The 15,099-nt window shown below is 44.8% G+C and carries 12 protein-coding genes; 2 read left to right on the top strand and 10 right to left on the bottom strand.

Features of this window, described 5'->3' with window-relative positions; translation table 11 throughout:
* Nucleotides 1–10: 10 nt before the first annotated feature.
* Nucleotides 11–2,737 (top strand): translation initiation factor IF-2, encoded by a 2,727-nt coding sequence (infB, locus tag ACEO2X_RS04495; RefSeq protein WP_371971130.1) that lies wholly within the window; start codon nt 11–13, stop codon nt 2,735–2,737.
* Nucleotides 2,737–3,141: a ribosome-binding factor A gene (locus tag ACEO2X_RS04490; RefSeq protein WP_019836077.1), complete on the top strand. Its 405-nt coding sequence runs from the start codon at nt 2,737–2,739 to the stop codon at nt 3,139–3,141. Before infB ends, ACEO2X_RS04490 begins: the two co-directional genes overlap by 1 nt.
* A gap of 122 nt (nt 3,142–3,263) precedes the next feature.
* Here ACEO2X_RS04490 and ACEO2X_RS04485 read toward each other — a convergent pair whose 3' ends face one another.
* The 10 genes from ACEO2X_RS04485 to ACEO2X_RS04440 form a co-directional block, all read right to left on the bottom strand.
* The gene (locus tag ACEO2X_RS04485) at nt 3,264–3,662 is read right to left on the bottom strand and encodes a Na+/H+ antiporter subunit G (RefSeq protein WP_004975877.1); all 399 of its coding nucleotides are present in this window, start codon (nt 3,660–3,662) and stop codon (nt 3,264–3,266) included.
* A gap of 11 nt (nt 3,663–3,673) precedes the next feature.
* Nucleotides 3,674–3,949, bottom strand: coding sequence for a monovalent cation/H+ antiporter subunit F (locus tag ACEO2X_RS04480; protein WP_004975880.1), 276 nt, complete (start codon nt 3,947–3,949; stop codon nt 3,674–3,676).
* Entirely contained in the window at nt 3,946–4,479 is a 534-nt protein-coding gene (locus tag ACEO2X_RS04475) for a Na+/H+ antiporter subunit E (protein ID WP_004975882.1), read from the bottom strand. Before ACEO2X_RS04475 ends, ACEO2X_RS04480 begins: the two co-directional genes overlap by 4 nt.
* Nucleotides 4,480–4,481: 2 nt before the next feature.
* Nucleotides 4,482–6,290, bottom strand: coding sequence for a monovalent cation/H+ antiporter subunit D (locus tag ACEO2X_RS04470; protein WP_371971129.1), 1,809 nt, complete (start codon nt 6,288–6,290; stop codon nt 4,482–4,484).
* Nucleotides 6,290–6,655, bottom strand: coding sequence for a Na+/H+ antiporter subunit C (locus ACEO2X_RS04465; RefSeq protein WP_004975886.1), 366 nt, complete (start codon nt 6,653–6,655; stop codon nt 6,290–6,292). Before ACEO2X_RS04465 ends, ACEO2X_RS04470 begins: the two co-directional genes overlap by 1 nt.
* A gap of 4 nt (nt 6,656–6,659) precedes the next feature.
* Nucleotides 6,660–9,497 carry a monovalent cation/H+ antiporter subunit A gene (locus tag ACEO2X_RS04460; protein ID WP_096901338.1) on the bottom strand — a complete coding sequence of 946 codons (2,838 nt, stop codon included), beginning with the start codon at nt 9,495–9,497 and terminating at the stop codon, nt 6,660–6,662.
* 607 nt (nt 9,498–10,104) lie between these two features.
* Complete coding sequence (locus ACEO2X_RS04455; protein WP_371971128.1) at nt 10,105–11,478, bottom strand: AAA family ATPase; 1,374 nt, start codon at nt 11,476–11,478, stop codon at nt 10,105–10,107.
* A 16-nt stretch (nt 11,479–11,494) separates the two neighbouring features.
* A complete protein-coding gene (locus ACEO2X_RS04450; RefSeq protein WP_004975892.1) occupies nt 11,495–12,997 on the bottom strand; it encodes a UvrD-helicase domain-containing protein in 1,503 nt (500 codons plus the stop codon).
* A 22-nt stretch (nt 12,998–13,019) separates the two neighbouring features.
* On the bottom strand, nt 13,020–13,802 hold the full coding sequence (hisIE, locus tag ACEO2X_RS04445) for a bifunctional phosphoribosyl-AMP cyclohydrolase/phosphoribosyl-ATP diphosphatase HisIE (RefSeq protein WP_004975893.1): 783 nt from the start codon (nt 13,800–13,802) through the stop codon (nt 13,020–13,022).
* A 126-nt stretch (nt 13,803–13,928) separates the two neighbouring features.
* Nucleotides 13,929–15,008 (bottom strand): patatin-like phospholipase family protein, encoded by a 1,080-nt coding sequence (locus ACEO2X_RS04440; RefSeq protein ID WP_371971127.1) that lies wholly within the window; start codon nt 15,006–15,008, stop codon nt 13,929–13,931.
* Between the last annotated feature and the right edge of the window lie 91 nt (nt 15,009–15,099).

The following is a 15,099-nucleotide window of genomic DNA, read 5'->3' as shown; positions in this document are numbered from 1 at the left end:
GAGGTAATATATGACGGACAAGTCGATTAAAGAGTTAGCGCTCAGTGTAGGTCGTCCAGTTGAGAAACTCCTGGAACAGGTTCGTGACGCAGGTTTACCACAGCGTAAGGCTGACGATATTATTTCCACTGAACAACAAAGTACCCTAGTGAACCATTTAAAAAAGGTTCACGGTCAAGAGGGTAATGCAGGACAAATCACGTTGAAACGTAAAACCACCAGTACCGCTAAAGTGGCAAGTACTTCGGGCAAAGCGAAAACGATTAATGTAGAAGTTCGTAAGAAGCATACATTTGTAAAGCCTGATCCTGAACAGATTAAAGCGGAAGCACTGGCAAAAGCACAGGCGGAAGCAGCTGAAAAAGCGCAAACAGAACAGCAAGCACGTGACGTGGCAGAAAAGAGCAAAGCGAAAGCAGACGCGCCTCAAGCAGGTGCTGCAAAAGCGAAACAAGCTTTAGATGCAATGCGTGCAGCAGCGAAGCAAGAAACAGCCAAGCAAGAAGTTGCGAAAGCTGCGGTTGTGGTGAAACGTAAGTCAACCAACAAGCCAATTGTGAAGCAAGCAGTGAAGGTCACTGAAACGCCTGAGCAAAAGAAAGCACGTGAAGCGCAAGCAGCTCAATTGAAAGCGACTGAAGAAGCAGCACGTCGTAAAGCGGCTGAAGAAGCGCAGCAACGTACGCTTGAGCAAATGCGTCAGATGGCATCTAAATACTCAAATGAAGATGCAACAGCTACTATTCGCGTGGTAGATGATTCTCCATTGGCGGCTGGTCTTGTGGGTCAGGCTTATGAAGATTCATTTGCCAAAGAAGACCGCGAAATCAAGCGTGGTACCAGTAGCACCAATACACGTTCACCGAAAAAAGGTGGTCGTCGCGGTCAGGAAGAGCAATCTTTCAGCCAAAACCCACATAAACGCGGTTTGAAAACGAGCCAAGCCAACAAGCACGGCTTTGAAAAACCAGTTAAAAAACAAGTTTATGATGTTGAAATTGGTGCAACGATTGTGGTTGCAGACTTGGCTGCAAAAATGGCAGTTAAAGTACGTGAAGTGATTAAATCACTCATGAAAATGGGTGAGTTAGTTACGCAAAACCAAGCGATTGAGCAAGAAGTTGCGGCACTTGTAGTTGAAGAAATGGGCCACAACCCAGTTCTAGTATCGGATACGCAAGCTGAAGATAACTTACTCGAAGCGGCTGAAGAGGCACGTGGTGTTCAAACGACACGTCCACCAGTGGTGACCATCATGGGTCACGTTGACCATGGTAAGACATCATTACTTGACCGTATTCGTCGTGCCAAAGTGGCTGCAGGCGAAGCAGGTGGTATTACCCAGCACATTGGTGCATACCACGTACAAACCGACAAAGGCATTATCACCTTCTTAGATACACCGGGACACGCAGCGTTTACTGCAATGCGTTCACGTGGTGCGAAAGCAACAGATATCGTGGTATTGGTCGTTGCGGCAGATGATGGTGTGATGCCACAAACTGCAGAAGCGATTGACCATGCGCGTGCAGCGGGTACGCCAATTATTGTTGCCATTAACAAAATGGACAAAGAATCGGCTGATCCAGACCGCGTATTGAATGAATTGACCACCAAAGAAATCGTACCTGAACAATGGGGTGGTGACGTACCAGTTGCAATGGTTTCAGCGCATTCAGGTCAAGGTATTGATGAACTTCTTGACTTAATTTCAATTCAAGCAGAAATGATGGAATTGAAAGCATCTGAAGAAGGTGCAGCGCAAGGTGTGGTGATTGAAGCGCGTGTAGATAAAGGTCGCGGTGCAGTGACTTCAATTCTGGTACAAAACGGTACTTTGAATGTAGGTGACTTGGTACTTGCAGGTTCATCTTATGGTCGCGTTCGTGCCATGACTGATGAAAACGGTAAGCGTATTAAGTCTGCAGGTCCTTCAATTCCAGTTGAAATTTTAGGTTTACCTGAAGCGCCAATGGCGGGTGACGAAGTTCTTGTTGTTAATGATGAGAAGAAAGCACGTGAAGTTGCCGATGCGCGTATGGATCGTGAGCGTCAAAAACGTCTTGAGCGTCAAAGTGCGATGCGTCTTGAAAACATCATGGCATCAATGGGCAAAAAAGACGTTCCATTTGTCAATGTGGTATTGAAGACCGATGTACGTGGTACTTTGGAAGCCTTGATTGTTGCCTTGGGCGAGTTATCTACCGATGAAGTACGTGTACGTGTGATTGGTTCAGGCGTAGGTGCGATCACCGAGTCTGACGTTACGCTTGCAGAATCTTCAGAAGCCGTATTACTGGGCTTTAACGTACGTGCTGACAATACTGCGCGTCAAAAAGCCGATGCGGATGGTATTGACATTCGTTACTACAGCATCATCTATCAATTAATTGATGATGTGAAAGATGCGATGAGCGGTAAGCTTGCACCTGAACACCGTGAAACTATTTTGGGTGTTGCAGAAGTGCGTGAAGTGTTCCACTCAAGTAAGTTTGGTGCAGCTGCAGGTTGTATGGTACTTGAAGGCGTACTTCACCGTAACAAACCAATTCGCGTATTACGTGATGACGTGGTGGTATTCCAAGGTGAGCTTGAGTCACTTCGTCGTTATAAAGACGTGGTGGAAGAAGTTCGCGCAGGTATGGAATGTGGTCTTGCAGTAAAAGGCTATAAAGACATCAAACCACTTGATAAGATTGAAGTGTACGATGTTCAATTGATTAAACGGAGTCTTTAATGGCGGGTAGTCAACGTCTGAAGCGTATGGCGGATACAGTACAGCGTGAGCTGTCAGAACTGATTCGCCAAGAGCTGAAAGATCCACGCTTAGGTGGTCTTGTGACCATCTCTGCGGTGAAGGTGAGCCCAGACTTAGGATATGCTGAAGTGTACGTGACCGTCATGGGACGTGAATTAGGCGATGAGCAAAGCGAAGCGGCAAATAAAGAAACCTTGGATGTATTGAACAAAGCATCAGGCTTCTTACGCCATGAGTTAAGCCGTCGTATTAAGACACGTATTACCCCACGTTTGCGTTTTCACTACGATAAAACCAATGCTTATGGTAACTATATGTTTGGTTTGATTGCAGAAGCGGTAAAAGATTTACCTCCTGCAGCACCTAAGCAAGATGAAGAATAAATCAGTGATGATAAAAAATGCCACCTTCGGGTGGCATTTTTTTGTCTATCATGTTTGAGCTTTTGCAATGTAAGCAAGGTTATATCCGATACGATGCTTTTCTTTAATGCCTGACTAATATTCTAGACCAAATCATCATGAGACTTTTTTTCATAACGACGTAAATTACGACGTTGGCGTTGCCACGGTAATGGACGATCTAAGGTTTCAGGCACATTGCCACTCATCGAGCGTAAACGTAAATGTAGTGCTGCCTGTGCCATTAAATTGGCAGAAACAGGTGCGGTAATAAATGCAAATAGGGTGATTAAGACTTCGGCAAAGCCAAATCGTCCTTCAAATGCCGCATAAATAATGGCTGCAATTAAGAAACTTCCCAGTCCTAAAGTACTGGATTTTGTAGGGGCATGTAGTCGCATAAATAAGTCGGGTAGGCGAACCATGCCAATGCCGCCCACCAACATGAAAAATGCGCCAATAATTAAAAAGAATGATACTAAAATTTCCATGAGTAATTGCATGTTCATTCTCCTTAATCAATCACATGACCACTGGTGAAGTAACGCGCCAGTGCTGCAGTAGACACAAAGCCTAGCATCGCCACCAATAACGCACCTTCAAATAATGAGGTACTGGTCCAATAGATACCCAGAACCACTACCAAGCAGGTTGCATTTAAAAACAAGGTATCCAAAGCCAACAGGCGGTCTACAATTGAAGGGCCAATAATCAGGCGATATAGGCACATAAACATGGACAGCGTAATCGCAACCATGCAGATTCCAAGTGCATAAGGCAGAATCATCATTGCTTTTCTCCTGACTGTGCACCAAAAATTTCAATCAGCGGTTTTTCATAACGATTTTTGATGTCTTGAATATCTACACTTTCATCTGCAGTGTTTAAGGCATGCACCAAAATATCGCCACGGTCTTGGTCAATACCTGCTGTAACCGTGCCTGGTGTGGTGGTAATGATCATCGCCAAAATACTGTTGACCTGTTCGTGTTGTGTTTCGAGAGGGACACGGAACCATTTTGGCTGCATACGGTCTGTTGGGCCAAGTACCAGTTTTGCGACACGAATATTACAAATCATAATATCCCAGACCACCACGAAGAATAAGCGAATGGCTGCAGTCCAGTTGATGTCTGGTGTACGCGCAATAAAGGGCTGGATCAGTTTGGGAATCAAGAGCGCCAAGACCAGTGCCATCAACAGATTCCCTGCAGAAACACTATGCGCCAACATCAGCCAACTCAGTGCCACCAAGACAGATACAAACGGGTGTGGCAGCAGGTTATCCCAAAACGAAGTTTTTGGTCTCGTTTTTTGCATGTTTAGGGCTCCGCAGGTTTGAGTTGAGTATCGCTAGGTTGCTGTGCTTCCTCACGATTTTGCTGTTGAATCTGACGTTGTTTATAGTCAGAAATATGCTCGCCTTCCAAGGTGTTTGGATCAATCACATAGGGAATTAAATGTGCATTGGTGTCAATTGCTTCGCCACCGTACTTGGTTTCAGGTAAGTACAATGGATCATAAGGTTGTACGCTAATCACATTTGCAGCACGGTCTTTTTTCAGAATCAGTGCTTCATAGGCCGCATTATGTTGAATCTGCTGTGCAGTATTCAGCATATATTGTTGAATTGGATTGGCAAATACCACGTACAGCACTAAACCCGTCAGCAGTAAATAAATGACACGGTCATTGCGGGGCGGTGCAATCGCAGGTAGTGCCTGATATTCATAATAGGCTTCAGTTTGTACATCATCTTCAGGTTTGGTCGCGCGCCAAAATAAAATAAAGCCGACACGGGTGAACGCAATAATACTGAGTAAGCTGACTAAGAGAATGATGCCAATAATCCAGCCCTGATGTGCCATATTGGCGGTGGCTTGTAAAATAAAGACTTTACCCAAAAAGCCACTAAACGGTGGTAAACCTGCCATCATTAAGGCGATCATGAAGTACGTGATTGCCAATACTTTATGTTGCTTCATTTGTGGGGCAATATTGAAGTGATCTTTAAATGCGCCACGTTGTGAGGTAATCCAGCCGCACAGCAAATAGAAAGCCGCTGCAATTAAGGTACTGTGTACCAAGTAATACAGTGCAGCTGACCATGCCTGTGTGTTCATCATCGAAATGGCAATCAGGATCGTACCAATTGAAGACAGCACCATAAAACCGACAAAACGACGTAAGCGCTCTGCACCAATTGCGCCTATGACCCCATACAGTGAGGTAATTAGACCAATCGGCAGTAACCAGTCTTGTAGGATTTTATGGCTCAGCGCATCATCAAATACGGTTCCATTGACCCGCAAAATGGCATACACACCGACTTTGGTCATGATAGTGAATAAGGCTGCCACAGGGGTTGTCGCCACGGCATAGGTTTTAGGTAGCCAGAAACCGACAGGAAGCATGGCGGCTTTAATACCAAACACCACAAATAACAGTAAGCCACCTGCCACCGCAATTTTATGTGCATCAGCATCGAGTAGCGGAATCAGACGCGCCACATCGGTCATATTTAAACTGCCGACACTGCCGTAAATCATCCCTAAACCAATTAGGAACAGGGCAGAGGCCAACAGGTTGATGGTGACGTAATGAATCCCGAGTTGAAAACGTGCTTTGCCTTGACCGTGCAATAACAACACATACGAGGCGAGCAACAAGATTTCAAAAAATACGAACAGGTTAAATAAGTCGCCTGTGAGGAATGCACCGCAAAGTCCCATGAGTAGGAAATGCACCATGGTATGAAAATAGCGACCACGTTCATCCCATGTTTTGCTGGAAAACCACAGTAATGGCAAGGCAAGTGAATAAGTCAGTACCAACATGAGGGCAGACAGTTGATCTAGCACTAAAATAATGCCAAACGGGGCGGCCCATTCGCTCAAATTATAAATAATAATTTGCCCACTGCTGACTTGAATTAAATAGCTAATTGCAGTGACTAAACCGAGTGTGGCAGAAAGATAGCTAATGCCACGACGCCATGGCTGACGCCAGTCATGTGAGAGTGAACCAAAGCCCGGATTGCCTAATAGCACTAAAATAAATGCGGTAAAGGTTGGAATCAGGATGCTAAAAATAGGTGAATGCTGTAGCCAAAATTGGAGGAAATCAGTCATTATGGCTCATCCTCACGTGGGTCAAGCAGTGGATGTTCTTCTTTGGCATCGACGTGGTCTGTCCCTGTTTCATAACGGCTACGCAGCGCCAATTGCACAATAAATGCGGTGGTGGCAAAACCAATCACAATTGCGGTTAATACCAAGGCTTGTGGTAATGGGTCGGTGACTTTTGAAGCTTCAGTCAAAATTGCAGGTGCATTGAGCTGAATACGCCCCATGCTGAATAAGAAAATATTGACGGCATAACCAATCATCGCCAAGCCCAAAACCACAGGAAAGGTACGGGCACGTAAAATTAAATAGATTCCTGTCGCGACTAACATTCCAATGGCAGACGCAATTAAAAACTCAATACTAATCATTGCATTACTCCTTTGGAAGTGGGCCAGACATGCCTGAGTGACGTGAGTCGCCCAAGACAGAAATCATCAACATTACCGCACCAACCACCGTGACATACACGCCTACATCAAATAAGGCAGCCGAAGCGAGGTGCATTTCACCAATAATCGGAGGATTGACATAAATATGTGCGCTGGTGAGGAATGGACGTCCCCAGAACCATGCGGCAAGTCCTGTCAGACCTGCAATACTTAAACCCACGCCAATCCAGATTTCGTATAAACGTCCAGATTTAGCTTTGAGCATTTGTTCGGTGTGGTCTTGACCAAGCGCAATGTATTGGATGATCAACGCCATTGCGGTAATTAAGCCCGCAATAAAGCCACCGCCTGGTAAGTTATGACCGCGCAAGAAAATATACAGGCTGACCACAAGGGCGATAGGTAAAATCCATGAGGCGGTAATCCGCAGCATCAACGGTGAAGGATTAAAGCGATAGGTTAAACCTTGGGTCATGATAGTGCCGTGCGCACGCATACCATCCATTAAACACAGCGTACCAATCGCAGCAATGCCCAAGACGGTAATTTCACCAAAGGTATCGAAACCACGGAAGTCCACCAAAATGACGTTGACCACGTTGGTTCCGCCACCGAGTGGAATGGATTGCTGATTAAAGAACCATGAAATTGAATTGTGGTCGCGAGTCATAACCAGCCACGCAATCCAGCCGATACCAATGCCGCCACCAATCGCAATGAAGGCATCTCGCCAACGACGTGAACGGCTAGATTCATACGGGGTCAATTGTGGGAGCAGCGATAGACTCATCAGCAATAAAACAGTGGTGACGACATCAACCGTGATTTGAGTTTGTGCCAAGTCGGGAGCAGACAGTCCGACAAACATCATGGTGACGACCAAGCCAACTGCACCGCTGATTAAGACAGCTTTGATGCGCTCATGGTGGAACCACAGCATCATCCAGCAGGCAGAGAACAGCAATAACCATAAAACAATGGCAATCATAGGCGCATGTGTGAGTTCACGTGTGCCAGTTGTTAATCCCTGATTGAATAATGGTAGCGCGACCATGAATACCGTAAAAGCAATGATCCACACCAAATAGCTTTGCAGTGAACCATTTTCGGTTTTACGTTTGATTTTGCGTGAAACTTGTAGCAAATGTTTTAAGAATAATTCAAACAGCAGTTTGCCTTGGAATTGACCTAAATGTGGGTCGAGGTCAATTTCACGGATTTTTCCACCTTTGGCGAGCGAGAAATAGAAAATGATCCCGCCAAGCAGTGCAATAACACTCATCAGCAGGGGAAGATTAAAGCCATGCCAAATTGCCAGATGTGTGCCTTCAAACTGCGACAGTTGGGTACTGGCACGAGTCGTGCTATTGACAATATGCTCGACCAATAAGGCAGGCATCAAGCCGACTAAAATACATAAAACAGCCAATAAAGTTGCGGGTGCACGCATGCCAAACGGAGGTTCGTGAGCTTCTTTGTTTGGGACATCTTTACCAATTGGACCATCAAAGAAAACGCCGTGTACCAAACGTATTGAATAGGCCACTGCAAAAATACCCGCCAGTGTCGCAACAATTGCAGAAACCAACAGTACAGGGCCAGATAAGTTTGCTACCAGTTCAGTGAAGAACATTTCTTTGGACAAAAAGCCGTTGGTCAACGGTACGCCAGCCATAGAGGCCGCGGTAATCATAGTGAGGGTGGCGGTAAAGGGTAATAGTTGCCATAAGCCACTAAGTTTGCGTAAATCACGTGTGCCTGATTCGTGGTCGATAATTCCTGCAATCATAAACAGGGCCGCTTTAAAGGTGGCGTGGTTGATGATGTGGAAAATTGCAGCAGCTACTGCTAACGGTGAACCAATGCCGAGTAAGCACATGATCAGACCTAAATGACTGATGGTGGAATACGCCAATAAGCCTTTTAAATCTTCTTTGAAAATGGCAAAGAATGCTGCCATACACAGGGTAAATAGACCAATAAAGGTGACTAGGTTGTGATATAACGCTGCGCCTGCAAAAATTGGCAATAAGCGCGCCAGCAAGAAAATCCCTGCTTTGACCATCGTTGCCGAATGTAGATAGGCAGAAACAGGCGTGGGTGCAGCCATGGCATTGGGTAGCCAGAAGTGAAACGGAAATTGCGCACTTTTGGTAAATGCACCCAATAAAATCAGCAATAAAGTTGGTACAAATAAATGATGACTTTGAATTTGTTCAGTCATCATTAAGATTTGGTCAATTTGATAGGTGCCTGTGATTTGCGCCAATAACACAAAACCACCGAGCATGGCGAGTCCGCCCATGCCTGTAATGGTCAGTGCCATACGTGAGCCGCGTTGTGCTGCCTCGTAATTGCTCCAATAACCCACCAATAAGAAAGAGGAAATACTGGTCAGTTCCCAAAAAGTCAGCAACAAAATCAGGTTATTGGAGAGCGAAATTCCCAACATGGCAGCCATAAACAGCATGAGGAGAACATAGAGTTTACTGAGCGAGTTTTGTGGACTTAAATAATAATAGGCATAAATAAAAATGAGTGTGCCGATCCCCGTGATCAGCAAGGAGAATAATAAACCAAGCGCATCTAGACGAAAGCTTAAATCAATCCCCAACTGTGGCAGCCAAGACCATGTTTGAATGATCGTTTCGCCATTAAAGACTGCTTTTGCTTGAGTCAGGAGCAGAATAAGACTGCTCAGACTGACGCCAATCGCCCCTAAAGCCGTTACCCCGCGTGAAAATTGTTTCAGCCACGAGACAAGGGTTGTGCCCAGTACTAACGGTAACAATATAATAATCGGTAGCACACTCATATCCATTGTCGTGAATAGGTTGAAAACCTAAAGGATGAATCTTATCTTCCAAGGATTACAGGACAGCAACACACCATCCAAAAGATTCAATCTTGAAAGCCAATCAGTCGTGTCAGTAAACACGTAGTCTATTGTTTTGATGAGCGTATTGTCGCAACTTAAACTCAAAACAAGATCATGCAAAAATAATTTTACATGGCTAGGCGGCTCAAGCAGCAAAAAATATGCTGATCTTTCGCTGACGATGCAGCGAATAAGGTTGTGCTTGGTTTGGTTAAAGCTGTGTTAAAAATATTTAGATGCGTCAATCTACAACCTAGTTGAACTATGGATGAAGTTGATCTGCATCTGCTGCATTTTTACAGCATTCACCGTGTTTGAAAGGTCAATAGACACTATTCAAGGTATAAAAAAAGTTGTATTGCGCAACTTTAAAAACTACAGCAAAATCGGATTTTACTATAAAAGTTCAAAATTAATCTGATTTTATTACATGAATAAAACAACATCAATTTTTTTTGCATACAGCAAAGTCATTATATACCGTCTGTTATATGCGGGATAAAGTATTTCCTTGCTTTTTGGCCAAGTATGCCTTGAAAGACTTCGGCAATTAAGATTCAGGCAATTGATCAGGTGTTGGCTCACTATCCAATTGCTGTAAGCGTTGCAGCAATTCCTGTTTTTGTTCGGCAGTTAAATGGTTTTGAATCTGCTGCAAAATTTCAGCCGTGCCTAATTGTGTTGGGTTTTGTTCTTGTAGGCTGACGTCTTCTGTCGTGTGAGTGGTTTCTAGCACATCAGCATAAATTTCTGCAAACTGCGGTTGTAAACTTTGCCATGCGATGGGATGCAGCTGTTGATGTTCCAGTTTTAAACATTGAAAGCGTTCCGCTTGTTCCAAAAGTTCGCTGCGGTTGCCTGTGGCAATAATTTGTAAGCGCGGAAAAGCTTGATGTAAACGGGTCAGTATTTGTGCGGCCTGTTGTTGATCGAGCTGATGATCAATCTGGTCAATCAACAAAATACCATCTCCCTCGCGACACGGATACAAACTGTTTGGGTTTAGCAAACAGAGGCGACGTACAATATCGCCTACCAGAGCAATCCAGTTGCGCTGACTGTTCGACAATTGCTGATACAGCATATCTTTGCCCTGACAGCGCACCATGAGTTGTAATTTAGGCAGATGTTGTAGATATAGGTCTTCAATTTCAGGCAGCACGATTTGTAAGGCATCTTTCAGTGCTTGTAAACTCGGTGCATGCATTTGGGTATAGGCATGCAATAAGGACTGATTCAGGGTTTGTGCGAGTTCGCTTTGTTGTTGCTGATATAGCTTGTGTAAAAGCTGCGCACTTTGGGCATTTTCAATATCGGAAATTTCCCGCAACCATTCAAAAAAACGAGTAAATGTCGTGAATGGAATCGCAGCAATTTCGTAGGCATGTCCAGGTTGTAAAATCAGCGGATTATTTTTATTGAGTAAATTAACTTCATTCACGAAGCGTTCTGCAGGGTAGTAGGCAATCAGCGGTAGACCTTGCATCGGGTCATGTTTAATGGCGTGTTGATAGAGCTGCACCATTTTTTCAAGCTTGGCGGTTTCTGCTTTGCTTACTCCTACGCCGCTACTATTCAGGGTTTTATATAATTGCCAGTCACAATGTTGGGTGCTTTCAATTTGCGTGTTGCTTGATTCTGCCAAACTGCCTATTTCTGCTGGAATCTCCACACACACATCAATTTTTGCTTGTAAGCGCGTTTGCATAATATCTTGATCTTGCATGACCAAGCCCGCAGTGCGTAAATCTTTATAACGTGCAGCAAACCAGGTTAGTGCCTGATAACTAAAGCGTAATAGCGAAGTATTCCCCGCACTTTGGTCTCCTAAAATAAGGGTGATGGGAAGATCGTGATAATTGAGTTCGAGTTTTAGGTCTGCAAAATGGGTGATGTGTCTGAAATGAACCGATGTAATTTTCATAGCGCACCTGCTGCAATTACCCCACCGCTTTGCGTAACGATGTCGGCATTTTTATTTTCAGTTGTTGTACCAAATCGTAAATATGATGAATATTTAAACTGACTTTAGCACGTGTGCATGCCACATACAGTAATCTTAATTCTTCATCGCTAATTTTATGCTCTTTGTCGTTCAGTTTAAATTGGTAGTCGTCTTCAATATGTACCCGATTCCATTCTAAACCTTTGGCTTTATGCGCTGTCGAAATAATATAGTCGGCTTGGTCAATTGGGGTGATTTTTGCCAACGCCCGTTTGAGTGGATTAGTACCATGATCATCCACCAGTTTGACCAAAGGTTTAATGTCGCTGCCATCGTTGGTTTCACAATATTCATGTACATCATGCCAAGAGTTAAACCATGCCAGTTCCGGAACGTCGGTCACACGTTTGCCTTGTTTGAGCATCGCGGCAGCATCCACAAAACGGTTTAAGCGCACATGGTCGGCTTGCAGACTGACTTTATCGCCATGCACTAAACCTGCCAGTAGCAGTTCCATGGCACGGGCGTTGGTACGGCATAAAATCGCATCACGCATTTTGGTATGCGGTTTGTTGACCACTTTGGAATGTAATTCTGGATTGCCCAAGAGTGGCACGGTTTCATTCAGCCCACCTAAAATGGCATTGGCGGTCAGGGCAATTTCTTCACCAAAACGGAACGATGTGGTCAGTCGTGATTCAGGCAAAGGTAATTGCTGCATGGCATTGATTGCACCACGCCAAGCATAGATTTGCTGATGCGCATCGCCCACATAAATCACTTGAGTATTACGTTGCTTGAGTAAAATGCCCAGCATGAGCGGGTCGGCATCTTGAGCTTCGTCAAACAGCACATAATCGGCAGGAATGTTGGGTTCAGACAAGGCCCAAAGTTTCAGATAAATATCGTGTCCAATGCCTGCCTGATGATTCGGGTCAATTGACTCCAACCAGCGTCGTTCTACCGCAGGATAAAGATGCTTTTGTAAGGTGTCGATGTCATCTGGATGCAACCAACTGGGTGCTTGTAAATGTCGTGGGGCAGGGTATTGCGAACTGGTCGAGCAGAAATGACTCACGGCATTGGCCACCAAACTGGCTAAACGACTTGGCATCAACACATATTTTTCATAGCGTCCGCCCATCATACGTCTAAGGGTAATCGGTTCTAAACGATACTCTTTGGCAATAAAACTTGGACTTAAACGGGGTAGGCGTAATTTGTCGGTGACTCCACGTGGAACGCTGCGATATGCAAGCGAGTGAAATGTACGACAATCGACCTGACGATGAAATTTACTTTGTGCTTCTGCGGCAATGGCTTTGTTAAATGCCAAGTACATGCCACGCCGTTCTGGCATGGCATCACTGATCATTTGTAAGGTCGTGGTTTTACCTGTACCTGCATAGGCAATCACTTTAAAAGATTTGCCCAGACGTGCATTATCTATAGCAGTGGCTTGCTCATAGGTCGGGCGAGGCTTGGTGATTACAGACACAGATCAGGGTTGGCTTTTCGCGTTAATGGCTACGGTTGGCTTTTTCAACCAAGCCTGATAAACCTTGACGACGAGCCAATTCATTCAGTACCACTTGCGGTTCAATATCGAAATAACCCAACATGACAATGCTGTGGAACCATAAATCGGCCACTTCATAAATCAGGTCATTTTTGTTGTTGGCATTGGCTTCGGTGTTGAAATCTTTGGCGGCAATAATTGCTTCCACGGTTTCTTCACCGACTTTTTCCAAAATTTTATTCAAGCCTTTATGGTATAGCTTGGCTACATAAGATGAGTCAGGATTAGCGGTTTTGCGCTCGCTCATCATTTGCCCTAAATAAGCCAAAACTTCAACCTGTTCAGCTTGTGCCTTTGATTGGCTCATGGCTAAGGTGTGAGCATTGGCGGCTTGTTCACCATAAATTTGATTCGGGTCTTTCAGCTGTGCATCTACAATTTCCCAACCATTGGCGGTGAGTTTGCGATAGAAACAAGATTCACGCCCTGTGTGGCAAGCAATTCCACCATGTTGTTCAATTTGCAGGATAATCACATCGGCATCGCAGTCCAGACGAATCTCGTGCACAGTTTGAAAGTGTCCAGATTCTTCACCCTTGTGCCACAATTTATTGCGTGAACGTGAAAAATACACCGCCTGATTTTTTTCGGCAGTCAGTGCCAAGGCTTCACGGTTCATCCACGCCACCATCAACACACGTCCTGTTTGATGATGCTGTGCAATGGCAGGCACTAATCCTTGTTCGTTAAATTTTACTTCATCGAGCCATTGCAAGTTATTCATGAGTTGTTCACCAAAATTAATTTAAATTGTATGGACGCTATTTTCTGAGCGCACGATTTTGCATCGTCCCTATAGTGTACGTGATTCAAGACAATTTACCTAAATTATCTTGCCAGATTTGTACTGTCAAAGCGTTTGCATAAATTGAGGGAAGTTTTGTTTTTCCACCATTTCCAGAAATTCATCGCCCAAACGCTGACTTTCTGCCACCGATTGTTTCCATAAGCGAATGCGCTGTGCCTGATCTAAACCTTTTAAGGTGAAGTCTTTACGATCGGGCAAACGGCCTAAAGGCAAGCTGCTTAAATATTCTGCCGAAGGTGATAGCAAGAGTGTCCGGGCCTGATTTTCAGGATTGGCTTTACGATGCTTCAACATTTTATCAAACCAGCCAGGGGTAATGCTGTCGGTAAAGTGTGGGTACAGCACAATGCCCTGACTTTGGTAAGGTAAATCTAGATGGTAGTCAATTAAGCCACCATCCCGATAACTGCCCACGGGCGCATCAGGAATGTCACGAATAGCAGACATCACCCCGGGAATAGACGCTGAGGCGAGCAGCCACGGTGCGACATTCTGCTCATTCAGGGCTTGGTAATGGGTGACAAAATCATCCTCTACCATAAACTGCTGACCTTGCGCAGGTTGGCTGATGACGCGTTGCATAAATAAGCGGTTATGTTTGCGCGCAATGGCATTGCTACCAATAATTCCAGCCACAGATGCTAGCAAAGGCAAGGCTTGGTCACTTTGGAAAATATGTTGAGCTTTGACGGAAATGACCGTGAGGTGATAGTCAGGATGCTGAATCAGTTGTTGTTGCTGTCCCTGAATCAGTTCAAACAGCATATTTTGACAAATCTCAGCGACTTCTTGGCGCGACATTTTTTTATGAAAATACAAGTTGGTATATAAATCGGACAGGCGTTCAGTGCCTTGTTTTGCGCCCCACGCCAAAATACTGGCAAAGCGCCAACTGCCAATTGAAGAACCGACCACAGTACGACGCTTTGAGGCTTGGGCAAAAAACTCGCCAAAAATAGCTTGGTCTAAGCCTTGAATGCCAATACCTTTGGGGCCGCCTGCTGCACCTGGAATAATATCGACGTGTTGGGCATGTAAGCCTTCTTGTTCAATCAGTTGGCGTGCCAGATGTCCTGCGCGAATACTGAGTGCAGGGGCACGTTTATGCAAAAGCTGAGTCATGCTTGATCTATAACGCTACAAATGTGCATTAATTGTAGGCGTGGTGATTTTTGCAACAATGGCGAGAGGCATCATTTGGTGACTGATGAGT

The organism is Acinetobacter sp. AL9, from assembly GCF_041464035.1.
Taxonomy (GTDB): Bacteria; Pseudomonadota; Gammaproteobacteria; order Pseudomonadales; family Moraxellaceae; genus Acinetobacter; species Acinetobacter towneri.
The sequence above is the reverse complement of the archived record's forward strand: the minus strand, read 5'-3'. Positions and strand labels throughout refer to the sequence as shown.